The organism is Acinetobacter sp. WU_MDCI_Abxe161 (genome assembly GCF_025514355.1).
Classification (GTDB): Bacteria; Pseudomonadota; Gammaproteobacteria; order Pseudomonadales; family Moraxellaceae; genus Acinetobacter; species Acinetobacter pittii_E.
This window is the reverse complement of record NZ_JAHPTU010000023.1, coordinates 1-25,517: the sequence shown is the minus strand read 5'-3', so window position 1 is coordinate 25,517 and position 25,517 is coordinate 1. Positions and strand designations below refer to the sequence as shown.

The following is a 25,517-nucleotide window of genomic DNA, read 5'->3' as shown; positions in this document are numbered from 1 at the left end:
GTTATGTTGGGCAATGAGCTACAATTGCGCTATTAAACCACTTTTATCTCAATGATCAAATGACTTCAGCACAATCTTCAAACACAAACTTCTCTGAAACCGACTTCAATTTACTTGAAGATTCTGAGGATGCAGATAACCATACTTCTGATACAACTGCAACACGTTTATCGTTGCAAGTTCAGCTAGATGAAACCTATCTGGGACAACGTATCGACCAAGTAGCAGCCTTGGTGTGGAGCGAGTTTTCACGTGAAAAGCTCAAGCAATGGTTGAAGGATGGCCATCTGTTGGTGAATGGTAACATCGTCAAGCCTAAGCACCGTTGTGAAGGAACTGAGTTGCTTACGCTCGAAGTAGAGCTTGAAGCTCAGACAACGAGTCAACCTGAAAATATTCCACTTAATATTGTCTATGAAGACGATGATATTTTAGTTATTAATAAACCAGTAGGCATGGTGGTACATCCAGGAGCAGGCAATAGTTCTGGAACTTTAGTGAATGCTTTGCTTTACCATGCTCCCAAATTGGCAGAACTTTCGCGTGCTGGTTTGGTACATCGTATTGATAAAGATACCAGTGGTTTACTGGTTGTTGCTAAAACATTAGAGGCTCAATTTTCTTTAAGTAAACAATTGGCGAATAAATCGGTTTACCGTGTATATGACTTGGTTGTTTATGGAAATATTATTGCTGGCGGTACGATTGATGAACCAATCAAACGTCACCCAGTAGATCGTGTAAAAATGGCAATTTTACCGGGTGGGCGAGATGCAGTAACTCACTACAATGTAAAAGAACGTTTTAAAGATTTTACCCGTGTACAAGCGCGCCTTGAAACAGGTCGAACACATCAGATTCGTGTGCATTTTAGTTATATTGGTTACGGTTTGATCGGTGATCAGGTTTATATGAACCGTGTACGTGTGCCAGCTGGTGCATCTGAATTACTGATTGAAACTTTACGCGGTTTTAAACGTCAAGCATTGCATGCAGCTAAATTAGGCTTAAAACACCCTCGTACTGGTGAAGAAATGCTGTTTGAAGCGCCGTGGCCTGAAGACTTTACACATTTAGTGAATGTGTTACGTTCAGAAAACGCTGCATATTAAGGACGTGCATATGGAATTTGTTCAAGGTTTACCTCAAGGCGTATTTGTAGGGCAGACACGTATTCAGCATCCTTTGGCATTGCCAACAGATCAGGTTGAGTTATCTGGTTTTAATTTGGCTTTACATGTCAAAGATGAGGCACAACGTGTTCAACAGCATCGAATGATATTGTTAGATGAGTTTGCGAAATTCGGTGTTAAAAAAATGACATGGATGACTCAAACGCACAGTACGATTTGCCATACTGTCAATGAACAAATTCCTTTTAAAGCTTTAATTGGTGATGGTTTAGTTACTCAAACGAAAGGCCATGCTTTAATGATGATGACGGCCGATTGCTTACCAGTCGTGTTGGGAAATACCGAAGGCAGTGAAGTTGCTAATTTGCATGCGGGTTGGCGTGGTTTAGCGGGTGGTATTATTGAAAATACAGTTACGGCTATGCAAAATCCTCCAACTTGGGCATGGTTAGGAGCTGCAATCAGTCAACCTTGTTTTGAAATTGGAGTCGAAGTAAAAGCTGCCTTTTGCGATAAATATCCAGAGTTGGAAACAGCTTTTATTGAGGGGGCTGCTCCAAATAAATTTCATGCAGATTTATATGCCATTGCACGCTTTATTTTGCAACGTTTAGGTGTGCAACGAGTCTTGGGTGGAGATCAGTGCTCTTATCAACAGAGTAATGAATATTTTTCTTATCGTCGCGAAGCGAAGACTGGGCGTATGGCCACGTTTGTTTTTATGTAGGTTTTTAGAACTACTCTAAAAACTCTCTTATTTTTATATCCGCTAAAAATAAGAGAGTTTTTTATTTAATTTAAAAATATTCCTATAGTGTGCGGTAGGGAAGGTTGTATTTCATATTTATAGATGAAGGTTTAGCAAGCACTAATAAAATGATAAAATAGAAAAAATCGCTCAAAATTTTAATCTTATGTCTTTGCCTGAAAAACATCTCTCTATTGTTTACCACAGTCCATATGGTCATACCGCGAAGGTAGCTGCTGCTATTGCTGCTGGTGCAGAGGTGATGGGGGTAAAAGTACATCTAATGAATATTGAATATATTGATTGGGATGCGCTTGATGCATCGCATGGTATTATTTTTGGCTCGCCTACTTATATGGGAAGTATGACTGCTGACTTTAAAAAGTTTATGGACAGTACTTCTAAACGTTGGAAAGAGCGTTTATGGCAAGGCAAGCTTGCGGCTGGATTTGCAAATTCAGGTGGGTTAAGTGGCGATAAACTTGCGGTATTACAACAGTTAAATATTTTTGCGATGCAACATGGCATGCTTTGGTCGGGCTTACCTCTAATGACGACAGGTCATGGTGAAAAAGATTTAAACCGGTTATCGAGTTGTTTAGGTTTAATGACACAGTCAGATAATGCGCCTGTTGAAATTACTCCCCCACAAGGCGATTTAGATACTGCAAAATGGTTTGGCGAGTATATTGCTGGTCTTTTATATAGATTAAATTAATAAACTTTACGATGTAAAAAAGCCTCTAAGAAAGAGGCTTTTTATTTAATTACTTATGAAATATACGAGCTTTATCACGTTGCCAATCGCGATCTTTTTCAGTCGCACGTTTGTCATGAAGCTGTTTACCTTTCACCAGAGCAATTTCAAGTTTAACCAAGTGACCTTTCCAATAACATGCTAAAGGAACACATGAGTAACCTTTTTGGTTCACTGAACCTGTTAGCTTTTCTAGTTCTCGGCGTGATAATAATAATTTACGTGTACGTGTAGCTTCAGGTACTACATGAGTAGACGCCGAAAGGAGCGGTTGAATTTGTGCACCAAATAAAAACGCTTCACCATTCTTAAAAATGACATAACTTTCTGTCAAACTCATGCGACCAGCACGTAAAGACTTTACTTCCCAGCCGAGTAAAGACATACCAGCTTCAAATTTTTCTTCGATAAAATAATCATGACGGGCACGTTTATTTTGTGCGATGGTTCCGCCATTATGTTTCTTTACTACTGTTGCTTTCGCCATAATTCAAACTTCCACAATTGCCCCTATTGTGCCGTAAACTGATGCTAAGGTGAAGTTTTTCCTGCACGTCAATATTTCGCCTCATGTATAACTTTTGCTAAAATAGGTTCACAATACAATTAGAGTACTAGCGGATGTCTAAAACGCGTGTAATTTATCCTGGAACATTTGACCCCATCACGAATGGACACGTTGATTTAGTTACTAGAGCATCAAGAATGTTTGATGAGGTTGTAGTAGCAATTGCAATTGGACATCATAAAAACCCTTTGTTCAGTTTAGAAGAGAGAGTTGAACTGGCCCAAACCTCATTAAGCCATTTATCAAATGTGGAATTTGTTGGTTTTGATGGTTTGCTCGTTAATTTTTTCAAAGAGCAAAAGGCAACAGCAGTACTTCGTGGTTTAAGAGCAGTTTCTGATTTTGAATATGAATTTCAACTTGCCAATATGAACCGTCAACTTGACCCATATTTTGAAGCAGTATTTTTAACACCATCTGAGCAGTATTCATTTATTTCTTCGACATTGATTCGGGAAATTGCTCGTTTAAAAGGGGATGTAACCAAGTTTGTTCCGCAAGCTGTGGTTGAGGCCTTTGAACGTAAACATCAACAAGGTTGGTAACGTGTCGCTATATATTACCGATGAATGCATAAACTGTGATGTTTGTGAACCAGTTTGCCCAAATGAAGCTATTTTCATGGGTGAGGTGATTTACGAAATTCATCCCGATTTATGCACTGAATGCGTTGGTCATCATGACCAGCCGCAGTGTCAGTTATTTTGTCCAGTGGACTGTATTCCTAAAGATCCGCAACATGTGGAAACGGAAGATGAGCTATTCGACAAATATAAAAAATTAATTGCTCAAAAAAGCACAAGCAATTAATGAATAAATTTGTTAATATGCGCCCCTGAAGTGAGCTGGATGGTCGCTGCTGTGGAGGTCTTCGTGACTGAAGCAGGGGAGGAAAGTCCGGGCTTCATAGGGCAGGGTGCCAGGTAACGCCTGGGCGGTGAAAGCCGACGGAAAGTGCAGCAGAGAGTAGACCGCCTCATTCGTGAGGTAAGGGTGAAAGGGTGCGGTAAGAGCGCACCGCGTGTCTGGTAACAGTTCACGGCATGGTAAACCCCACCAGAAGCAAGACCAAATAGGAATCCTGAGGTACGGCCCGTACTGGATTCGGGTAGGTCGCTTGAGCGTATGAGTGATTGTACGCCTAGAGGAATGACCATCCTCGACAGAACCCGGCTTATAGGCTCACTTCACCTCATTTTATTTAAAATTTTTCTTGACGTGCGTTAAAGAAGTTAAGATAATGCGCGCACAGTTTTCGGCTATGTAGCTCAGTTGGTTAGAGCACCGCACTCATAATGCGGGGGTCACAAGTTCAAGTCTCGTCATAGCCACCATTTTATAGACCACGCTCCTGCGTGGTCTTTTTTTATGCTCACTTTTTGATTAAACACAGTTTGTAAAGACCGACTTTATAGTTATGGCATTGTTTGTCTAGATCAATTTCTTCATGTTCTTATAACACTTAACAAGGATGTTGAAGACATGAAAAGGTCATTATTATTTTTAGGAATTTTAAGTTTAACTGCGGGAGTAGAGGTTTCTGCGGCCGATTTAAATTGGGGAGATTCAACTTTAGATTCAGGTCAGTTTAAAGTTTCTGGCGCCGTGCGTTCCCGCTATTTGCATAAAGATTATGTAGTTGATGCAAATGAAGGTTCTCAAAATGATGACTGGCGATTAACTGATATTAAATTAGTGCTAGGTTATGAGAATCCGGATTGGATTGCAGGTGCGGATGCCCGTTGTTATCAATATGATCGCTTATGTGATGCGATTTTTCTAAAAAAAGCTTGGGTGGGCTATAAGTTATCTGACCAGCAGAGAATCACGGTAGGTTTACAACCCGTTGATTTTGGCTTTGGCGAATTTTGGGGGAGTAGTTACTACGAAACGCTTTTAAATACAGTCGGTTTAGAAGACATCGGTAATCTGGGGATTAAATATAAATTTGCAGATAATAAATATAATTTAACTTTAGGTTTCTATCCAACTGATGGCGGAAATTATAAAGGAACTTCAAAAGACTCAAGCAGATATAGCGGTAATTTCGTTGAAGCTGATGATTTAACGACAGGAACTAATATTGAAGAAAAAAATATGTGGATTGCTCGAGCGTCTAGAAAATTTGAGCTTGATAAGGCACAAAATTTTTCGACCGAGTTAGGTGGTTCAGTTTGGTACTCTGATTTAGAAAATAAAAGAACTGAAGAGGATGGTCATCGTAAGTCATGGAACGTTTTTGCTCAAACGCAATATCAAGCATGGCAATGGATGTTCTTAGCTGGGAAGCAAGATGTCACGAATGGCGATAATTTATTTCCAAATAGCTCAACCATTGGAGCATTTGATTATCCATATCAAGTCGCCAATAAGGGTAAATATTTGGTCAATGAAATTAACTATACGTTTGCTCAGCCATTCCACAAACTTGAAAATATTAAACCTTATATCTCTCATAGCCGCTTCTTTAAAGATGAGGATGGCTATAAAGACTCTGAACGCTTAATTGCAGGAGTTTATTTTAATTACAAAGCCATTGGTATTCAGGGTGAATACATTATGAGTAAGAATGATCCAATGGTTGGCGGTGGGGCTGATGGCCTTGCACAAGGTAGCAGTAATGATTGGGATAAATTATTTTATCTTTCAATCGGATATTATTTTTAAAATTTAAAAGCAATTTATTGCCCTAAGTGAATAGGCCTCACTTAGGGCTTTTTTTCATAGAAAGACTTTTTCAGGCGGTGGTTCTCGTTTAACTGCTGGAGAAATGAGTTGCCCTCGGTTTAGGTTTTGAACATGCTGTAAACGATTGAGTAGCTCGTTTTGAATAAACAAAATACAAGTCTGTAATTTAGATGAGCTTTTAAGCCGTGATGGATAAACCGCCCAAATATCTGCATCTTGCCAGTACTCAGGTAAAATATGCTGAAGTTGGCCTGTAATCAACTCATCTGCAACATCCCAAATTGACCGGAAAATAATACCGTGACCTTCTATGGCAAGCTGATGAATAATCTCGCCGTTATTTGAAACAAAACGGGGTTTGATATGTACGGAGACATCTTCAGAAGCATGCCTAAATTTCCAGAGTACCGAGGATTGATCGCGTTCACTAATCGTTAAGCAGTCATGTGATTGCAGATCTTCAATGCTGTCAGGTACGCCATGTTTAAGTAAATAGCTTGGCGATGCACATAAAATCCTAAAATTGGAAGCCAGCTTCTTTGCAATCATATTCGGCGCAATTTCATTACCAATTCTAATGTCCAAATCAATACTGTGTTGAATTAGGTCTTTGGTATTGTCGATAGTGTCAAAATGAATTTGGAGCTTTGGATAAAGCATCATTAATTTAGACAGAATTGGTGCGATATGCTTTCTGCCAAAACCAAAGCTACTAATAATATCCATACGACCTGTAGGCGTACTCAGCGGGTTATTGACCAGTTCACAGACTTCATCAAATTCTTCAAGAATATTTGAAACTCTCTCAAGGATGAGTTTGCCATCTTCCGTTAAGCTGACATGACGCGTGCTGCGATGAAAGAGTTTGCAGCTTAACGTGTTTTCTAAAATATTAATTCGCTTGCTAATAAAAGCTGGCGATGTCCCAAGTTCCTCAGCAGATTCGACAAAACTTTTTAGTTTGGCGACTGTGCAAAAAACCTTTAAATCCGATAGGTTAGGTAGATTGTTCACGATCCGTGTCCATTGGAGTGATAGTTCTGTTGTTGATCATTTTTGCTTAAAACATCATGTTTAAGCCATACAAGGATATTAGTCGAAGGTGTGAAGGAAGCTTATGGCAAAAAGATATAAAGTTGCCACGATTGCAGGCGATGGCATTGGTTTAGAAGTTCTACCAGAAGGCATTAAGGTTGTAAAGGCAGCAGCAGAGAAGTACGGCATTGAGCTTCAGTTAGATGCTTTCGATTGGGCAAGCTGTGACTACTACCTTGAGCACGGCAAAATGATGCCGGATGACTGGTTTGAAACTCTACAGGGCTACGATGCAATTTATTTTGGTGCTGTAGGCTGGCCAGATAAAGTGCCTGATCATATTTCGCTTTGGGGTTCATTGCTCCAGTTCCGTCGTGGTTTTGACCAATATGTGAATTTACGTCCAGTGCGCTTAATGCCGGGTGTGAAATGTCCATTGGTAGGTAAAAAACCGGGCGATATCGACTTCTACGTGGTTCGTGAAAATAGTGAAGGTGAATACTCAGCCATTGGTGGTAAAGCTTTTGAAGGAACAGACCGAGAGTTTGTTTTACAAGAAGCAGTATTTACACGTCATGGTGTAGACCGAATTTTGCGTTATGCATTTGAGTTTGCAAATCAGCGTGATGCGAAAAAGATTACAGCAGCGACTAAGTCCAATGGTATTGCAGTTAGTATGCCGTACTGGGATGAACGCGTTGATGCAATGGCAAAACAATATCCACAAATTCAGGCTGATAAACAGCATGTTGATATTTTAGCGGCTCGTTTTGTTTTACAACCTGAACGTTTTGATGTGGTTGTGGCATCCAATTTATTTGGTGACATTCTTTCCGATTTAGGTCCTGCATGTACAGGAACAATTGGTTTGGCTGCTTCTGCAAATTTAAACCCAGAAAGAAAATTTCCATCATTGTTTGAACCTGTACATGGTTCAGCACCAGATATTTACGGTAAACAAATTGCCAACCCGATCGCTGCGATTTGGTCGGGCGCCATGATGTTTGAATTCTTTGGCGAAGATGATGAACGCTGCATTCAAGCAGGTCAGGACATTATGCAGGCGATTGAGAATGTATTAATTAATGGGCCAAAAACAGCCGATATCGGCGGTCAGGCAAAAACTTATGAGGTAGGAGATGCAATTGCATCGTGTGTAGCCCAAACTAAAATGGACGTGTTCGCTATGGAATAACGCCATCCAAAAATGGATGTAGGGATATGGATAATCAAAACACAAAAATTTATACGGATAAAGTTCTTGCCGTAACCAGCTTACTGTTTGTATTTATTTCAGTTGCTGGTTTGGCGATTTATTCGCAAGAGTCGATCAAGATTGCTGCAACATGGATGCAGTGGACGACATCGGTATTTACAACCCCAGTATTACTGTTTGCTTTTTTGGCCATTATTTTTACTTTCGGTCTGGCCTTTAGTAAATACGGCAAAATTAAACTCGGTGAAGGAAAGCCTCAATACACCACGATGTCATGGATTTTTATGTTCATCTTGTCAGGTATTGGGTCTTCTACACTGTACTGGGGCTTCTTGGACTGGGCTTATTATTATCAAACTCCGGGTTTGAGCTTACCGCCTGAGTCAGCAGAAGCATTGAAATATAGCGTGGCTTACTCGTTTTTTCATTCAGGTTTAAGTGCTTGGGCAATTTATGCATTGGCATCAATTTCTTTGTGCTACAGCCACCATGTAAGAAAAAACAAAGGTTTAAGTTTGGCATCCGTGATTGAGGCTGTAACAGGCTTTAAATCAACAGGTGTGGTTGGGCGTTTAGTCGACCTTATGTTCTTGCTGTGCATGTTTGGTGCATTGACGATTTCATTAGTACTCACCGCCGTGACATTTACCAATATCTTGTCTCAGCTCACAGGTATTCCAAATACCTTTATGACTAAAGTCATCATTATTTTGGCAGTTTCAGTTCTGTTTGCTCTCAGTTCTTATGTCGGTATGGACAAGGGCATGCAGCGTTTAAGCCACATGGTGTGCTTGGGTGTAGTGCTATTTGCAATTTATGTACTTTGCTTTGGTCCGACTCAATTCATTTTGAATAATTCATTAATGAGTTTCGGGTTAATGGCAACCAACTTTGTCGATATGAGCTTGTTTACTGACCCAATGGGTGACGGCAAGTTTACTCGTGAATGGACTGTTTTCTACTGGTTATGGTGGATTTCATATGCACCGGGTGTGGCACTGTTTGTAACGCGTGTTTCTAAAGGTCGTACCATTAAAGAAGTGATCTTTGCCATGGTAATTGGTGGCAGTGTCGGTCTTTGGTTCATCTTTGGTGTGTTTGAAAACTACAGTGTTTATAGCTTTATTCATGGGGCTGTAAATGTACCGCAAATCTTAAGCCAACAAGGTGGTGAGGTTGCGATTGGACAGTTACTCAGCCTGTTACCTGCTGGAAAGCTGATGATGTGGATTTTCCTCGGCATTATGGTGGTGTTCTTGGCAGCACACATGGATGCGGTCGGGTATGCGGTTTCAGCAACATGTACACGTGGTTTAAGTGAAGGACAAGATCCATCACCAAATGCCCGTCTGTTCTGGTGTGTCATGCTGACTTTAGTTCCGATTGCCATGATCTTTAGTAAGGCACCTTTAGACACCATGAAAACGGCGACCATTGTGACGGCTTTACCATTTATCGTGATTATTCTGATTCAAACCTATGGCTTAGTGAAATGGCTGATTCAGGATTATGCCAAAGTCCCATCGCATTTAATTGAGCAACAAGGTTATGATGATACAGAAATTGGTTTAAACCAGTCTCAAGATGAACATGCAAAACGGATGCAACTTGAGCTAGCAAGCTCAATCAAACTGGATAGAAAAACCAGCTAGAGGGAACGGTAATGACTACATGTGAACAGACCACGTATGTCTTAAGTGAAGAAATGCAAAGCCTAGTGTACTGGAGCAGCATTTATTCACCAGCAGATGCGGATATTGACTCAATTCGTGCAGCATATGACGCGATGTGTCGACACTACACTTTGCCTCGTGATGGCAAGATTGAAGTGGAAGACCGAGTTGTTGCAAATGCAGAACATCCGGTACCTGTTCGTATCTATTCACCAAAAACTAAACAACCTGAAGCTGGTTGGCCATGTGTGCTGTATTTGCATGGCGGTGGCTGGATGGTCGGTGGACTCGATTCACATGAGTTTATTACCAGTTATTTATGTCAGGACTTAAATGCAGTTGTCATTGGTGTGGATTACCGCATGGCACCAGAGCATCGTTTTCCAGCAGCTTTTGAAGATTGTTTAGCAGTCTATCAATGGCTTAAACAACATGGTTCTGAGTGGCAGATTGATGACGGAAATATCGTTCTAGCAGGCGATAGCGCAGGCGGTAACTTAGCAGCAGCTCTTGCAGTGTATTTACAGCATAGTGGTTTGCAAGCTCAAGGTCTGGCTTTGGTTTATCCGTGTTTAACTACAGTACTTGATACACCAGCCGCACAAAAGCATGCCCATGCGCCGTTATTAACAACTGAAGATATGCATTTTTATTTAAAGGAATATGCACCTAACTCACAAGATTGGCAGGATTTACGTCTAGCGCCTTTGTTGGCAACGGATTTTTCAGATATGCCTGCCAGTTTTGTAGCCGTTGCAGAATACGACCCTTTAAGTAATGACGGTTATTTCCTTACCCAAAAATTGGAACAAGCAGGAATTTCGAGTGAGTTCCATTTAGGTAAAGGTTTATTACATGGCAGTTTACGTCTCATGCGTGATTGCCCTGAAGTTCAGCAGTTATATCAAAACATGCTGAGTGCGATACGCCGCATGTTTGGCAATGTCGAAAAGACATCAATTTAATATCGAGTCATTCGGACGAAAAGAATTTAATGGAGTAAAAACATGAGTGCAGTTGAAAAATTACCTGAAGATTTTTGTGCAAACCCAGATGTTGCATGGACTTTTCCTAAAGTTTTCTATACTTCATCGCAAGTTTTTGAGCATGAGAAAGAAGCAATCTTTGCTAAAAGCTGGATTTGTGTTGCACATGGCAGTGAATTGGCACAACCGAATGACTATATTACCCGTAAAGTTATTGGTGAAAATATTGTCATCATTCGTGGTAAAGATAGCGTTTTACGTGCGTTTTATAATGTGTGTCCGCATCGTGGTCACGAGCTTTTAAGTGGCAGTGGTAAAGCAAAAAATGTAATTACTTGTCCATACCATGCTTGGACTTTTAAGCTAGACGGTAGCTTAGCCTTGGCACGTAACTGTGACCATGTTGAATCTTTTGACAAAGAAAACTCAAGCATGGTGCCTTTAAAAGTTGAGGAATATGCAGGCTTTGTTTTCATTAATATGGATGAAAATGCGACTTGTGTAGAAGACCAACTTCCGGAATTTGCTGAACGTTTAAATCAAGCATGTAGCGTAATTAAAGATTTGAAATTGGCAGCACGTTTTGTGACAGAAACGCCAGCAAACTGGAAAGTAATTGTTGATAACTATCTAGAGTGCTATCACTGTGGACCAGCGCATCCTGGCTTTGCTGACTCGGTACAAGTTGATAAATATTGGCACACAACACATCAAAACTGGACATTGCAATATGGCTTTGCTCGCTCATCTGAGAAGTCATTTAAGCTTGATCCATCGGTCACTGATCCTGAGTTTCATGGTTTCTGGACTTGGCCTTGCACAATGTTCAACGTACCACCGGGCAGCAACTTCATGACTGTGATCTATGAATTTCCAGTGGATGCAGAAACGACTTTGCAACATTACGATATTTACTTCACGAACGAAGAACTTACTCAAGATCAGAAAGATTTGATTGAGTGGTATCGCAATGTATTCCGTCCTGAAGATTTGAACTTGGTCGAAAGCGTACAACGTGGTTTGAAATCACGTGGTTATCGCGGTCAAGGCCGTATCATGACTGATAAACAACGCTCTGGAATTAGTGAACACGGTATTGCTTACTTCCAACATTTAGTGGCGCAGCATCACAAATAAAACAAATGGATTTATTCAGGTGTAAAGATGCTTGCACCTGATTCTTCAGTTAGGAAGATGATATGTCGAGTTTACAAAGTACTGAATTATTTCAGCAACATGCCTATATTAACGGACAATGGCTAGCTGCACAGTCAAATGCAACGGTTCCAGTGACTAACCCAGCAACAGGCGAAGAAATTGGCACAATTCCAAATATGGGAGCGGCTGAGGCTACACAAGCGGTTGAGGCTGCTTATACTGCTTTACAAAGTTGGAAAGCTTTAACGGCTCAAAATCGTGCAGATATTTTATTGGCTTGGTACAAACTTGTTCTCGATCATACCGATGAACTTGCTTTAATCATGACCATTGAGCAAGGAAAACCTTTGGCAGAAGCGAAAGGTGAGGTGCGTTATGCAGCATCATTTATTCAATGGTTTGCCGAAGAAGGCAAACGTATTTATGGCGATGTGATTCCAACCGTCAATAATCAGCAGCGTTTTATTATTAGTAAAGAACCTGTGGGTGTTGTGGCTGCGATTACGCCATGGAATTTCCCAATCGCCATGATTACCCGTAAAGCAGCGCCGGCTTTAGCAGCAGGATGTACGGTTGTCATTAAGCCAGCAAATGAAACGCCTTACTGCGCATTAGCGATTGCGAAACTTGCAGAAAAAGCAGGTATTCCGGCTGGTGTGCTTAATGTCGTGACCGGTAAATCTCAAGAAATTGGCTCTGTATTTACTTCACATGAAAAAGTGAAGAAGTTGACTTTCACTGGTTCAACGCCAGTGGGCCGCTTATTGATGCAGCAGTGTTCAAGCACCATTAAAAAATTGGCGCTTGAGTTAGGCGGTAATGCACCACTGATTGTGTTTGACGATGCCGATTTGGATAAAGCTGTACAAGGTGCGATTTTTGCCAAGTTCCGTAATGCGGGCCAGACCTGTGTTTGTGCTAATCGCATTTATGTCCACGACAATATTTATCAAGCTTTTGCCGAGAAGTTTGTACAAGAAGTACAAAAGTTTAAAGTCGGTAATGGACTTGAAGATGGCGTGCAAATTGGTCCGTTAATTAATGAAAAAGCAGTTTTGAAAGCACAACAGTTAATTGATGATGCGTTAAGTAAAGGCGCTAAGGTGGCTTGTGGTGGCAAACAGCATGCTTTAGGGCAAACCTTCTATGAACCATCAGTTTTAACTAACGTTGACCGTACGATGGAAATTGTCCAAGAAGAAATTTTTGGTCCAGTTGCACCACTCATTCGTTTTACAGATGAAGCAGATGTCGTTGCTCAAGCCAATGACACTATCTTTGGTTTGGCTGCTTATGTTTATAGCGAAAATATTTCACGTTTATGGCGAGTGTCAGAACAGCTTGAATATGGAATGGTCGGTATGAATGCCACAGCAATTTCAAATGAAGTTGTACCATTTGGCGGTGTGAAGCAATCAGGCGTTGGGCGTGAAGGCTCAAAGTATGGTCTTGAAGAGTTCATGACCATTAAATACATGTGTTTAGGGCTTTAAGGATAAGCCCTAACAACAAGAATATGCGGTAAAAGAAGGATTCTAATATGGCGAGTCATTATGAAATGTTCCCGGCGGTTGTTACTCATGTGGAGCAGCTAACCCCTTTAATCAAACGGTTTACGTTCAAACGTCAAGATGGGCAGAACTTTCCTCGATTTAGTGGGGGAAGCCATATTATTGTCAAAATGAATGAACAGCTTTCAAATGCATATTCATTAATGAGTTGTACACAAGACCTATCGACTTACCAAGTCTGCGTTCGTAAAGATGTGGAAGGTAAGGGAGGGTCAGTGTTTATGCATGATCAGTGTAATGAAGGCTGTGAAATTCAGATTTCAGAACCAAAAAATTTATTTCCATTAGCCGAAACAGGCAATAAACATATTTTAATTGCAGGTGGAATTGGCATTACACCATTCTTGCCTCAAATGGATGAGCTTGCAGCACGCGGTGTTGAGTTTGAGCTACATTATGCTTATCGCTCGCCTGAACATGCGGCTTTGTTAGATGAGCTAAAGCAGAAACATGCCGAGCATGTATTTAGCTATGTTGACTCAGAAGGTTGTACATTGAATTTGGATGAATTGATTTCATCGCAACCTAAAGGCACACATGTCTATGTATGTGGACCTAAGCCCATGATTGATGCGGTAATTGACTGTTGTAATAAGCATCGTTATCGCGACGAGTACATTCATTGGGAACAATTTGCATCAACAGTTCCTGAAGATGGGGAAGCTTTTACGGTTGTACTTGCTAAGTCTAATCAGGAAATTGAAGTACAAAGTAATCAGACGATTTTACAAGCCATTGAAACGTTAAATATTGATGTGGAATGCCTATGCCGAGAAGGCGTATGTGGTACATGTGAAACTGCCATTTTAGAAGGTGAAGCAGATCACTTTGATCAATACTTAAGTGATGCAGAAAAGGCTTCACAAAAGAGCATGATGATTTGTGTATCGAGAGCTAAAGGTAAAAAATTAGTATTAGATCTTTAATATATTTCCGTGGCCGATCAATTGTTTAAAGCAAAAAAATGCTAAAAAAAGAACAAATAATGATGATCTGAATCTTATTTGTTCAATTGATGGGTATTAAGGGTTTTTACCTATTGACCTGCTATACAGAACTATAGATAATGCGCACACAGTTTACGGCTATGTAGCTCAGTTGGTTAGAGCACCGCACTCATAATGCGGGGGTCACAAGTTCAAGTCTCGTCATAGCCACCATTTTAAAAACCACGCTCCTGCGTGGTTTCTTTTTATCTATTTTTTACTCATTAAAATGTTTTTCAATCATATCGAGTGTTTTGGAACTTTGATAAAAGGGAGCTAAAAGCGCTTGAAGTAATGGTTCTAAAATACCGTGCTCATTAAAGGCATCCATCACCTTCGGATAAAAACGTAAAGCTTCAGTTTGTAAGTCGCTTTCGGTTAAACCAATCTCACTTAATACTTCAAATAAACTCTGATCTTTATAAAAGTCATAAAAAACTTCTACGCCATACAAAATTAGATCTTGCATAAATTGCGACTGGCGTAGCTCTTTCCAGTACTCATAAATTAAAACAAAGAACTCCTCAACATCGAGAGGAGTGAGCTGTTTCATAAACTCATACATTTTTTTATATCTAATATCTTCCCAAACATGGCGCACTAGACTTTCTAAATCTTCGCTCGATAAAAGACTTAATTCTGTAAGTTGCTCGTGAATAAAGCCGGCAATCCAAGTTTCAAGTTTATGCTCAAGGCGTTGTTGTTGTAAAAATGAGAATTTTTTGAGCTTATGTTGCCATTCAAAATGGTAGTCATCCACTCTAGATGCTGTTAGAAATTTAGGTAATTTTTGTTCTAAGGTGGAAGTTGCAATGTATTGGCAAAGTTGCTGTACAGAAGGGCTGGTTCTTAAAAACTGATTGAGATAATGAGGAATATGTTCCATTTCCAAAAATTTGGAGAGCCACATTTCAAACTGGTGGTCAGAGACCAAGTCCTGTAGCTGAATTGGAGACTTCATGGCAGATAGATAGATACGCTGCGCAATTTCCCCAATAAACTCAAGTAAACCGGCCCCTAGCTGCATTTCAAAAGCATATCGTTTTACAACGGCTTGTAGTTGTTCTAAATCAACAACCTCATGGAGCTTGATTTCATCGGCATGTTGCATAAACAGTTGAATGAACTGCTGGAAATAAATAGGTGAGTTTTCTATAGATAATTGTTTTTTGAAAAATTCCACCTGCTCAAGCAAAAGTGCTTGAGCAAGTGCTGTAGTTTTTGATGAGTTTTTCTGCTCAGTCATTCGCTGTCCAACCGTTGACAATCGGATAACGTCGTTCGCGACTAAATGCGCGAGAAGTAATTCTCGGGCCAATCGCACCTTGACGACGTTTGTACTCATTACGATCAACTAAACGGATGACTTTTTCAACAACTTCTTTATCAAAACCTTTGGCAATAATGTCGGCCTGACCTAAATCTTCTTCAATGTATGCGTACAGGATGGCATCCAATACATCATAAGCTGGCAAAGAATCTTGGTCTTTTTGATCTGGACGAAGTTCTGCTGAAGGTGGACGAGTAATAACACGCTCAGGAATCACAGGCGTTTCACTTAAGCTATTACGGTATTTTGCTAATTCAAATACGATAGTTTTATAAACATCTTTTAGAACCGCAAAGCCACCAACCATATCGCCATAAAGCGTACAGTAGCCAACTGAAAGTTCAGATTTGTTCCCTGTAGCAAGGACTAAATTACCAAACTTGTTTGATAAGCCCATAAGCAATGTGCCACGAGCACGCGCTTGTAAATTTTCTTCCGTAGCATCAGCTGGTGAATTACCAAAGAAAGGATACAAGGTTTGCATGAAGCTATTTACGATTGAGTGAATTTCAGCAATACCGAAAGTTACACCCATACGACGAGCTTGTTCTGCTGCATCTTCTACACTAATCTGAGAGGTGTAGGTATAAGGCATCATTACAGCTTGGACTCTTTCAGCGCCGATCGCATCAACAGCAATTGCGAGTGTGAGGGCTGAGTCGATACCACCAGAAAGACCTAAAATTACACCAGGGAATCCTGAACGTTCTACATAGTCACGAGTTGCCATGACTAAACCTTGATAGATCTCGGCAAACGTTTCTAATGCAGGAGCAGACTCAGTGACTTTAAATAACTTTGTATCACGGTCAAATTCAGCAATATAAATGTCTTCTTTAAAGCTTGGTGCTTGTAAAGCAATCTCACCATTTTGATTGCTGACAAAACTTGTGCCATCAAAAATTAAATCGTCTTGTCCGCCCACTTGGTTAACGTACACGATATTTAGGTGAAGTTGTTTTGCAAGTTCACTCAAGGTCTGTGTGCGGTGCTGTGGTTTGCCGACTTCATATGGTGATGAGTTGAGTACAAGAACCGTATCAACATTTAATTGGCTCAACTGTTTGACCGTATTAATTGACCAGATATCTTCACAGATTAATACACCAAACTTATGCCCAAGATATTCAAACACCAAATGCTGATGGCCTTTCTGGAAATAGCGTTTTTCATCAAAGACGCCATAGTTTGGTAAATTATGTTTATTAAAAACACCCAAAACTTGACCGTCTTTCATGACAGCAGCAGAATTATAACGTTGACCATCTTCTGTCTGGTTCACAAATCCGAAAACCATAACAATATCTTTAACTTCGGCAAGTTGTGCAAAAGCCTTTTGCATACGTTTATTTAAATTTGGACGTAACAATAGGTCTTCAGCCGGATAACCAATAACAGAAAGCTCGGGAAAAATAATCAGGTCAGCGTCTTGTTTTTTCGCCTGATTTACTTGCTCAATCATCTTTTGGGTGTTTGAGTCAATATTGCCAATATGCGGAGAAAACTGAGCAAGGGCAACTTTAAAACTTTTCATTCAAACCTAATCCTAGATCATAACGAATATAGATACACACAGTGTTGATTTTTATGGATATAATTTTTCAACGATGTGTATGATACGATAGTAAACAATTAAAATAGTAAACAAAAATGTCAAGATCAATAATATATACCAATCCCATATTTTCTGCGTAAAAATAACGAGATTTTCTGTATAGAATAGAAACAGGCTTCATTATTTTTATTGTCTGTATACTGCCTTATCACAAGCTAATTTGGAATAAGTCTTCTATATTTTTTTCAATAATTTGAAATGAATAAGTACGATTTCATTGTCTATTTAAGTATTTCTGATGTATAAGAATTCTTATTTACATTAAGCAAGAAATGTTACGTTCAAAGCTAAATTGATTATTTAGTTACAAATCAAGTTGAGGTGAACAGATGATATTAGGGATTTTTCCTGAGCAAATGTCACGAGCAATTTCACCTTGCTGTTCAATATTATAAGCACTAAATGCTTTATGAGGATGATAGGTGTATTTATAAGGATTATAAGTTTTAAAACTGAGGTAATAGGCCGATTGTAGTAACGCCCCTTTAACTAACACATGAATCCCTTTTTGATATTGCATGACGTGTGTGAGTTCGTGGATAAAAATACCTTGCATAAACTTAGATTCTAGCGCGTAGTTTTCGCTGTAATCAGAAGGATTGACATAAATATTCCCATTTGGCGCCATAAAAATACCGCAAGATTGCCAAGGGAGATAACGAGTAGCAATAATTTTAGGTGTTTCACAATTAAGCATATCGCCAAAGACCATTTGCGCTAATATTTTTTCTTGAGCAGTCAGATGTCTAATCGGGTAGTTTTTTAAATGACGGAAAATAAAAAGTGTAATCAGAATAAATGGTGTATGAATTAAGCGTTTAAAGGCATTAAAAGTTAACATAGCTTTGCCATTAAATGAGTTCATCTATTTGTTTAGCATAGTATAGGTTGGGTCTTGCTAAATAAAGAGATAGGGTATTGATTAATTTTATAGTTCTGTTTTGAGAATTATAATTGTTTGAATAGATTGAGCATTTTATTGGGATGAATAAAAGAATTCTTAGATAAGAAAAGCAAAAGCCCCAGTTAAAACTGAGGCTTTACAACAACTAAAATCACAACAGCAAATAAAATTAAGGTTGGCATTTCATTAAAGAATCGCCAGAACTTATGTGATTTATAGTGAGCATTTCCGATGAGCTTTTTACGATAATAGCCACATACCAAATGGTAAATCACTAATAAAGCCACTAATCCAACTTTGAGGTAAAACCATGTGGCTTGATGATAATGTCGAGTTGCATCACCCCAATCTACTAGGAAATGCGCGGTTATTAATGTAGCAATCATCGAAGGCCACATAATTCCGCGATACAACTTACGTTCCATTACCTCAAAGCGCTGATGACTTGCCGCATCTTCACTCATAGCATGATAAACATATAGACGTGGTAAGTAGAACAAAGCAGCGAACCAACAAACCACGGCAATAATATGTAATGCTTTTACCCACAAAAAAGCATCAGAAGGTGCATCCATCGATAATCCTACGTGGGATTATGCATCCCACTTCTTGAAAATAAGGCAAGCGTTAACACCGCCAAAGCCAAAACTGTTACTCATTACAGTATTCAATTTTGCATCACGTTTTTCAAGTACGATATCAAAAGGTTTTGCGCCTTCATCAAGTTCAGTTACGTTGATGTTTGGTGCAATAAAGTCATTTTGCATCATTAGTACAGAGTAAATAGCTTCTTGTACACCAGCTGCACCCAAGCTATGACCTGTCATCGATTTGGTTGAGCTAAGAGGAGGTACCTTACCTTCACCAAATGCACGTTCCATTGCTTTAAGTTCAGTAATGTCACCTGCTGGAGTAGAAGTACCATGTGTATTTACATAGTCAATTTTTTCTACGCCATGTTGTTTAGCTTCTTCAAGTGCCATTAATACACAACGTGTAGCACCTTCACCGCTTGGAGCAACCATGTCTGCACCATCACTGTTAGCAGCATAACCAACAACTTCAGCTAAAATGTTCGCACCACGTGCTTGCGCATGCTCAAGTGATTCAAGTACTACGAAACCACCACCGCCAGCAATAACGAAGCCGTCGCGGTCTGCTGAATATGGACGAGATGCTGTTTCTGGAGTGTCATTATATTTTGAGCAAAGTGCGCCCATTGCATCAAACAATAAACTTTGAGACCAGTGATCTTCTTCACCGCCACCAGCAAGCATAAGATCTTGTTTGCCAAGTTGGATCAAGTTGTACGCATAACCAATTGCATCAGCAGAAGTTGCGCAAGCACTCGTAATAGTATGAGAAATACCTTGTAGTTTAAATGCAACACCAACGTTCGCAGTAATGGTGTTTGACATGTTACGTGGCACAAAGAATGGGCCTACTTTACGTGCGCCTTTAGTTTCTAATAATTCTGTCATTTCAACAACAGAAGCAGTTGAGCCACCACCTGAACCACCTGCAATACCATAACGTGGGTTACCGCTAAGTTGCTCAGGAGTAAGTCCTGCATGTTCAACTGCAGCTACAGCAGCGTTGTAGGCATACATCGCACATACGCCCATGAAGCGTTTTAATTTACGATCGATATTATCAAATTCTTGGTCTGCAGCAGCGCTAACATGACTTTTAAAATTGAGTTCAGCATAAGTTGGGTTAAAACGTGTCCCGGAGATTCCATTTTGAAGTGAGTGAGTAACTGCTTCTAAAGAGTTACCGATACATGAGTTAATACCCATACCAGTGATTACAACACGTTTCATCTACAGGTCCCTTTATGGTGATATTAAGAGTCTATCGTGTTCAACAGCTATGAAAATGAATAGGAGAATATAGCTGTAAGAAAACGAGACTCATGTTTTTCGTTGTTAACATGATAGCAGAAAGGTTTTTTATTTCTTATGGCAAATCTTTATGACAATTTTACATTTAAAAAAAATAACCAAATACATAGTATGTTGCATTTAGGGTTAACTAAAATACACACATTCAAGTTGAGATAAATCCACATTCCACCTAGTATTTATCTCTAATTAGATAAATTAAAAAATCGAGGTACTTGATGACAAAATTTAATAATAATCAATCTGACAATTTGTTTTCTCAGGTCTTCGGAGTGGCTAAAAAGCTCAGTTCTACAGGATTGAGTATCTTGCAACAAAACCAATCAGGTGATGTCAGTAAGGTAATTGAACCCATCCCAACTGGAAAAACTGTTGAAGGTAGATCGAGAACAAAAAGCCCATTTGAAGTTGAGCAATATGAAAGTCCTCAACAAATGCTAAGAGAACATTTACCAAAAGTTACACGTCAGGTGTTTGGCCGACATTTTAAAAAAGTAAATGGCGTTGCTACTTTTCTTTCACCGGATTGGGATGAAAAAATCTCAGGCTATTTATTTGATTGGCTAAATGACTTTAGTTCAAAAAGTACCTTAACTGAAAAAATCCTAGAAGAAGCGGGTGCCAAAGATTTATTTGAATTAACTAAAGATACCAGCCGTTCTCAACGTTTAAGTCAGGCACTTATTGAACAAAACAAGCTTATTGCGACTGTACAAGGTGCCATTACAGGTATCTCTGGTGTTGTAGGTGCAGCGGTAGATATTCCAGTTTCATTAGTTTTGGTTTTAAGAACTATTTATCAAACAGGGAGATCACATGGCTTTGATCTTTTAGAAGGTACTGATCAAGATGTTGTAGAGTTTATTTTTAAAGAAGTTGATATTAGTCTCATCGCTGAAAAGCAAACTCTTTTATTGGCTTTGAAAACCTTACGAAACATGTTGGAAACTCAAGATATTCATCAATTTCAGCAAGTGTTGGGTTCAACCACAGATATAGACACTTTAAAAAACTGGCTGGTAAATGAAGATGGGGAGTTTAAATGGGATTGGTTAAGCCGTATTCCTAAACTGTCTGCTTTTAGTAAATTTACACCAGTTGCCGGAGCTGTTTTAAGCGCAGTGTATAGCTGGAAATTACAAGAAGATGTAGGTCATAAAGCTCAAGCAATTTTCGGAGCTGCAAGACATTATTTAAATGAACACCCAAGTGAGCATTTATCTCCGTTACAGGCTTATTATGCTGCGGTTACACTCATCCAAAAAGCTAGCCCAAGACTTTTAAATGTAGGTGAGGATGGCAATATTCATGCTGCTCATCATCATAAAGTAGAAAATCATGATGTGATTTCAAAAGTTTCTATTGTGTTAAAGCCTACCGAAGGCACAAAGAGTGAAGAAAAAATTCAGGAAAATGTTCATCAGGGCCTCGAAAAACTTGCTGACAAGCATGTAGCAGAGCATGAGCATACTGAACAAAAGCCAGCTTTAACTCCTGAAGATGATGACGAGATATTGGAAGATAAGAAATACTCTTAACAATACCCTTACAAAGAGGAGGTTTAAAAAGTGAAACTAACCTCCATTTAAATTTGTAAATCGTCCTGTCAAACATTGATATGGTCAACATTTGGTAATGTATTGCCGTGTTGACCATTTTTGCATCTTGGCTTACAATTATGTGCCCTTAAAAAGAGGTATTTTCTTTTTAAGGTTTTTTAATAACGGGAGAATTGCCATATGGCAACAACGAATCAGTTGATCCGTAAGGGTCGTACGACTTTGGTTGAAAAATCCAAAGTTCCTGCGTTGAAGGCTTGTCCACAACGTCGTGGTGTTTGTACACGTGTTTATACAACTACACCTAAAAAACCTAACTCAGCTATGCGTAAGGTTTGCCGTGTTCGCTTAACTTCAGGTTTTGAAGTATCTAGCTACATCGGTGGTGAAGGCCATAACTTACAAGAGCACAGTGTTGTTCTTATCCGTGGTGGTCGTGTTAAAGACTTACCGGGTGTACGTTACCATACCGTTCGTGGCTCATTAGACTGTGCTGGTGTTAAAGATCGTAATCAATCACGTTCTAAATACGGTACTAAGCGTCCTAAGAAGTAATTCTAGGAAACTAGTCGAATAAGCCCTTTAGCGTTTCGCTTGTTTGAATTCTTCATAGATTTGTAATTCAAGCGACGTATAGTAAGGCCAGCGTCGTGTACATGACACTTGTACAAACTGCTGGATCATCCTGAAGTGTCATATTATTAGGTGTATTAAAATGCCAAGACGTCGCGTAGTCGCTGCTCGTGAGATCCTTCCAGATCCAAAATTTAGCAGCCAAACAATCGCTAAATTCATGAACCACGTAATGCAAGATGGTAAAAAATCGATTGCAGAAAGTATCGTTTACGGTGCTTTAGAACGCGTTCAAGAAAAAAACAAAGTAGACCCAGTTGAATTTTTCGAGACTACTCTTGAAAAAGTTCGTCCAATGGTTGAAGTAAAAGCACGCCGTGTTGGTGGTGCTACTTATCAAGTACCTATGGAAGTACGCCCATCCCGTCGTACTGCCTTAGCTATGCGTTGGTTAGTAGATGCTGCTGCTAAGCGTTCTGAAAAAACGATGGCTTTACGTCTTGCTGGTGAGTTGCTTGATGCAGCTGAAGGTAAAGGTGCAGCAATCAAAAAACGTGAAGATGTGCACCGTATGGCTGAAGCTAACAAAGCCTTCTCTCACTACCGTTTCTAAGCGGATAAAACAGGCCTTATTCAGGAGAATATTCATGCGTACAGCAGCTCGATTCAACATTGCTCTCTATCAAAGTGGGGGCTTTGCAGGTATTTAAGTTGCCTGTTTGGATATTCGCGCGCATCAATTTAATTGGTGCGTCCTGTTTTAAATATAACATTTAGGAATGTAGACATCATGGCTCGCCAAACCCCAATTACTCGTTACCGTAACATCGGTATTTCTGCGCACATTGACGCAGGTAAAACAACTACAACTGAACGTATTTTGTTCTACACAGGTGTATCTCACAAGATTGGTGAAGTACACGACGGTGCAGCAACAATGGACTGGATGGAACAAGAGCAAGAGCGTGGTATTACAATTACCTCTGCTGCTACAACTTGTTTCTGGTCTGGTATGGGTAACCAATTCGAACAACACCGTATCAACGTAATTGACACCCCGGGACACGTAGACTTCACAATCGAAGTTGAACGTTCTATGCGTGTTCTTGACGGTGCGTGCATGGTTTACTGTGCTGTAGGTGGTGTACAACCTCAGTCTGAAACTGTATGGCGTCAAGCGAACAAATATAAAGTGCCTCGTTTAGCATTCGTGAACAAGATGGACCGTACTGGTGCAAACTTCTTCCGTGCTGTTGAGCAAGTTAAAACTCGTTTAGGTGGTAATCCTGTACCTATCGTTGTGCCAATTGGTGCTGAAGATACATTCCAGGGTGTTGTTGACCTTATCGAAATGAAAGCGATTATCTGGGATGAAGCATCTCAAGGTATGAAGTTTGAATATGCTGATATCCCAGCTGACCTAGTTGATACTGCTCAAGAATGGCGTACAAAAATGGTTGAAGCTGCGGCTGAAGCTTCTGAAGAATTAATGGACAAGTACCTTGAAGAAGGTGATCTTTCTAAAGAAGAGATCATTGCAGGTCTACGTGCTCGTACATTAGCTTCTGAAATTCAAGTAATGCTTTGTGGTTCTGCATTCAAGAACAAAGGTGTTCAACGTATGTTGGATGCTGTAATTGAATTCTTACCATCACCTACAGAAGTTAAAGCGATCGAAGGTATCCTTGACGACAAAGACGAAACTAAAGCGTCTCGTGAAGCATCTGACGAAGCTCCGTTCTCTGCGCTTGCGTTCAAAATCATGAACGACAAATTCGTAGGTAACTTAACATTCGTACGTGTTTACTCTGGTGTTCTTAAACAAGGTGATCCGGTTTATAACCCAGTTAAAGCTAAGCGTGAACGTATCGGTCGTATCGTGCAAATGCATGCGAACGAACGTCAAGATCTTGATGAAATCCGTGCAGGTGATATCGCAGCGTGTGTAGGTCTTAAAGACGTTACAACTGGTGATACATTATGTGATGAGAAAAACATCATTACTCTTGAGCGTATGGAATTCCCAGAGCCAGTAATTTCATTGGCTGTTGAACCAAAAACTAAAGCAGACCAAGAAAAAATGTCTATCGCTTTAGGTCGTTTGGCTAAAGAAGATCCATCGTTCCGCGTTCGTACAGACGAAGAATCTGGTCAAACAATTATTGCTGGTATGGGTGAGCTTCACCTTGACATCATTGTTGACCGTATGAAGCGTGAATTCGGTGTTGAAGCTAACATTGGTAAACCAATGGTTGCTTACCGTGAAACGATCAAAAAGTCTGTTGAACAAGAAGGTAAATTCGTACGTCAAACTGGTGGTAAAGGTAAGTTTGGTCACGTATATGTACGTCTTGAGCCGCTTGATGTTGAAGAAGCTGGTAAAGAATACCAATTCGTTGAAGAAGTTGTTGGTGGTGTAGTACCTAAAGAATTCTTTGGCGCGGTTGACAAAGGTATTCAAGAACGTATGAAGAATGGTGTATTGGCTGGTTACCCTGTTGTTGGTATTAAAGCGACATTATTCGATGGTTCTTACCATGACGTCGACTCTGACGAATTATCGTTCAAAATGGCAGGTTCTTATGCCTTCCGTGATGGTTTCATGAAAGCGGATCCTATCCTTCTTGAACCTATCATGAAAGTTGAAGTAGAAACTCCAGAAGACTACATGGGCGATATCATGGGTGACTTAAACCGTCGTCGTGGTATGGTTCAAGGTATGGACGATCTTCCTGGTGGAACAAAAGCAATTAAAGCTGAAGTTCCTCTTGCTGAGATGTTTGGTTACGCGACTCAAATGCGTTCTATGTCTCAAGGTCGTGCGACTTACTCTATGGAATTTGCTAAATACGCTGAAACTCCACGTAACGTGGCTGAAGGCATTATCGCTAAATTCCAATCTGGCGGTAAAAAAGGTGACGACGAGTAATCTTTCGATTACTATAAGCCCAAACTAATTTCTTAGTTAAAAACCAAGTGCTCATGGGGTGACCCTCCATGAGTAGTTTATAAAGGAAGATCATCATGGCTAAAGCCAAGTTTGAACGTAATAAGCCACACGTAAACGTGGGCACAATCGGTCACGTTGACCATGGTAAAACAACTTTAACTGC

At 39.9% G+C, this 25,517-nt stretch carries 24 protein-coding genes, 2 tRNA genes and 1 other RNA gene; 20 read left to right on the top strand and 7 right to left on the bottom strand.

Annotated features, from left to right (window positions below):
- Positions 1–59: 59 nt before the first annotated feature.
- The 3 genes from rluD to KTI78_RS16975 all read left to right on the top strand — a co-directional run bounded on the left by rluD (position 60) and on the right by KTI78_RS16975 (position 2,599).
- The gene (rluD, locus tag KTI78_RS16985; RefSeq protein WP_016142026.1) at positions 60–1,112 is read left to right on the top strand and encodes a 23S rRNA pseudouridine(1911/1915/1917) synthase RluD; all 1,053 of its coding nucleotides are present in this window, start codon (positions 60–62) and stop codon (positions 1,110–1,112) included.
- 10 nt (positions 1,113–1,122) lie between these two features.
- Positions 1,123–1,860, top strand: coding sequence for a peptidoglycan editing factor PgeF (pgeF, locus tag KTI78_RS16980; protein ID WP_262446799.1), 738 nt, complete (start codon positions 1,123–1,125; stop codon positions 1,858–1,860).
- 187 nt (positions 1,861–2,047) lie between these two features.
- Positions 2,048–2,599 carry a flavodoxin family protein gene (locus tag KTI78_RS16975; RefSeq protein WP_262446798.1) on the top strand — a complete coding sequence of 184 codons (552 nt, stop codon included), beginning with the start codon at positions 2,048–2,050 and terminating at the stop codon, positions 2,597–2,599.
- 49 nt (positions 2,600–2,648) lie between these two features.
- On the opposite strand, the gene smpB is transcribed toward KTI78_RS16975, so the two are convergent.
- Entirely contained in the window at positions 2,649–3,125 is a 477-nt protein-coding gene (smpB, locus tag KTI78_RS16970) for an SsrA-binding protein SmpB (protein ID WP_002120348.1), read from the bottom strand.
- 134 nt (positions 3,126–3,259) lie between these two features.
- Between smpB and coaD the strand changes: the two genes are divergently transcribed.
- From coaD to KTI78_RS16945, 5 genes are all read left to right on the top strand, one after another.
- Positions 3,260–3,751, top strand: a complete 492-nt coding sequence (gene coaD, locus KTI78_RS16965) for a pantetheine-phosphate adenylyltransferase (protein ID WP_262446797.1) — start codon at positions 3,260–3,262, stop codon at positions 3,749–3,751.
- Position 3,752: 1 nt separating this feature from the next.
- Positions 3,753–4,016 carry a YfhL family 4Fe-4S dicluster ferredoxin gene (locus KTI78_RS16960; RefSeq protein ID WP_005070936.1) on the top strand — a complete coding sequence of 88 codons (264 nt, stop codon included), beginning with the start codon at positions 3,753–3,755 and terminating at the stop codon, positions 4,014–4,016.
- A gap of 27 nt (positions 4,017–4,043) precedes the next feature.
- An RNA gene (rnpB, locus tag KTI78_RS16955) (RNase P RNA component class A) lies at positions 4,044–4,399 on the top strand.
- Positions 4,400–4,463: 64 nt separating this feature from the next.
- Positions 4,464–4,540, top strand: a tRNA-Met gene (locus KTI78_RS16950).
- A 148-nt stretch (positions 4,541–4,688) separates the two neighbouring features.
- Complete coding sequence (locus tag KTI78_RS16945; protein WP_262446796.1) at positions 4,689–5,873, top strand: OprO/OprP family phosphate-selective porin; 1,185 nt, start codon at positions 4,689–4,691, stop codon at positions 5,871–5,873.
- 54 nt (positions 5,874–5,927) lie between these two features.
- Here KTI78_RS16945 and KTI78_RS16940 read toward each other — a convergent pair whose 3' ends face one another.
- The gene (locus KTI78_RS16940) at positions 5,928–6,908 is read right to left on the bottom strand and encodes a LysR family transcriptional regulator (RefSeq protein ID WP_016142022.1); all 981 of its coding nucleotides are present in this window, start codon (positions 6,906–6,908) and stop codon (positions 5,928–5,930) included.
- A gap of 103 nt (positions 6,909–7,011) precedes the next feature.
- Between KTI78_RS16940 and KTI78_RS16935 the strand changes: the two genes are divergently transcribed.
- The 7 genes from KTI78_RS16935 to KTI78_RS16905 all read left to right on the top strand — a co-directional run bounded on the left by KTI78_RS16935 (position 7,012) and on the right by KTI78_RS16905 (position 14,693).
- Positions 7,012–8,124 (top strand): tartrate dehydrogenase, encoded by a 1,113-nt coding sequence (locus KTI78_RS16935; RefSeq protein WP_016142021.1) that lies wholly within the window; start codon positions 7,012–7,014, stop codon positions 8,122–8,124.
- A 26-nt stretch (positions 8,125–8,150) separates the two neighbouring features.
- Entirely contained in the window at positions 8,151–9,797 is a 1,647-nt protein-coding gene (locus KTI78_RS16930; RefSeq protein WP_262446795.1) for a BCCT family carnitine transporter, read from the top strand.
- 11 nt (positions 9,798–9,808) lie between these two features.
- A complete protein-coding gene (locus tag KTI78_RS16925) occupies positions 9,809–10,783 on the top strand; it encodes an alpha/beta hydrolase (RefSeq protein ID WP_262446794.1) in 975 nt (324 codons plus the stop codon).
- Positions 10,784–10,825: 42 nt separating this feature from the next.
- Complete coding sequence (cntA, locus tag KTI78_RS16920) at positions 10,826–11,941, top strand: carnitine monooxygenase subunit alpha (protein ID WP_002120432.1); 1,116 nt, start codon at positions 10,826–10,828, stop codon at positions 11,939–11,941.
- A gap of 62 nt (positions 11,942–12,003) precedes the next feature.
- Positions 12,004–13,455 (top strand): NAD-dependent succinate-semialdehyde dehydrogenase, encoded by a 1,452-nt coding sequence (locus tag KTI78_RS16915; protein WP_262446793.1) that lies wholly within the window; start codon positions 12,004–12,006, stop codon positions 13,453–13,455.
- Positions 13,456–13,502: 47 nt separating this feature from the next.
- The gene (gene cntB, locus KTI78_RS16910) at positions 13,503–14,459 is read left to right on the top strand and encodes a carnitine monooxygenase, reductase subunit CntB (RefSeq protein WP_262446792.1); all 957 of its coding nucleotides are present in this window, start codon (positions 13,503–13,505) and stop codon (positions 14,457–14,459) included.
- 157 nt (positions 14,460–14,616) lie between these two features.
- Positions 14,617–14,693, top strand: a tRNA-Met gene (locus tag KTI78_RS16905).
- A gap of 43 nt (positions 14,694–14,736) precedes the next feature.
- Here the strand turns inward: KTI78_RS16905 and KTI78_RS16900 are convergent.
- From KTI78_RS16900 to KTI78_RS16880, 5 genes are all read right to left on the bottom strand, one after another.
- Positions 14,737–15,765, bottom strand: a complete 1,029-nt coding sequence (locus KTI78_RS16900) for a hypothetical protein (RefSeq protein WP_224993228.1) — start codon at positions 15,763–15,765, stop codon at positions 14,737–14,739.
- A complete protein-coding gene (locus KTI78_RS16895) occupies positions 15,758–17,383 on the bottom strand; it encodes an NAD+ synthase (RefSeq protein WP_262446791.1) in 1,626 nt (541 codons plus the stop codon). The genes KTI78_RS16900 and KTI78_RS16895 overlap by 8 nt, the downstream gene beginning before the upstream one ends.
- Before the next feature lie 385 nt (positions 17,384–17,768).
- Positions 17,769–18,329 (bottom strand): hypothetical protein, encoded by a 561-nt coding sequence (locus tag KTI78_RS16890; protein WP_239967528.1) that lies wholly within the window; start codon positions 18,327–18,329, stop codon positions 17,769–17,771.
- 161 nt (positions 18,330–18,490) lie between these two features.
- Complete coding sequence (gene hemJ / locus KTI78_RS16885) at positions 18,491–18,943, bottom strand: protoporphyrinogen oxidase HemJ (RefSeq protein ID WP_016142013.1); 453 nt, start codon at positions 18,941–18,943, stop codon at positions 18,491–18,493.
- An 18-nt stretch (positions 18,944–18,961) separates the two neighbouring features.
- On the bottom strand, positions 18,962–20,191 hold the full coding sequence (locus tag KTI78_RS16880) for a beta-ketoacyl synthase N-terminal-like domain-containing protein (protein ID WP_016142012.1): 1,230 nt from the start codon (positions 20,189–20,191) through the stop codon (positions 18,962–18,964).
- A 299-nt stretch (positions 20,192–20,490) separates the two neighbouring features.
- On the opposite strand from KTI78_RS16880, the gene KTI78_RS16875 reads away from it, so the two are divergent.
- The 5 genes from KTI78_RS16875 to KTI78_RS16855 form a co-directional block, all read left to right on the top strand.
- Positions 20,491–21,810, top strand: coding sequence for an EcsC family protein (locus tag KTI78_RS16875; RefSeq protein ID WP_262446790.1), 1,320 nt, complete (start codon positions 20,491–20,493; stop codon positions 21,808–21,810).
- 201 nt (positions 21,811–22,011) lie between these two features.
- Complete coding sequence (gene rpsL, locus KTI78_RS16870; protein WP_002050319.1) at positions 22,012–22,386, top strand: 30S ribosomal protein S12; 375 nt, start codon at positions 22,012–22,014, stop codon at positions 22,384–22,386.
- A 160-nt stretch (positions 22,387–22,546) separates the two neighbouring features.
- Positions 22,547–23,017 carry a 30S ribosomal protein S7 gene (rpsG, locus tag KTI78_RS16865; protein WP_001138055.1) on the top strand — a complete coding sequence of 157 codons (471 nt, stop codon included), beginning with the start codon at positions 22,547–22,549 and terminating at the stop codon, positions 23,015–23,017.
- A gap of 177 nt (positions 23,018–23,194) precedes the next feature.
- On the top strand, positions 23,195–25,333 hold the full coding sequence (fusA, locus tag KTI78_RS16860; protein ID WP_016142010.1) for an elongation factor G: 2,139 nt from the start codon (positions 23,195–23,197) through the stop codon (positions 25,331–25,333).
- A 95-nt stretch (positions 25,334–25,428) separates the two neighbouring features.
- Positions 25,429–25,517, top strand: an 89-nt coding sequence (locus tag KTI78_RS16855) for a GTP-binding protein (RefSeq protein ID WP_072292276.1), incomplete at its 3' end; no start/stop codon positions are given.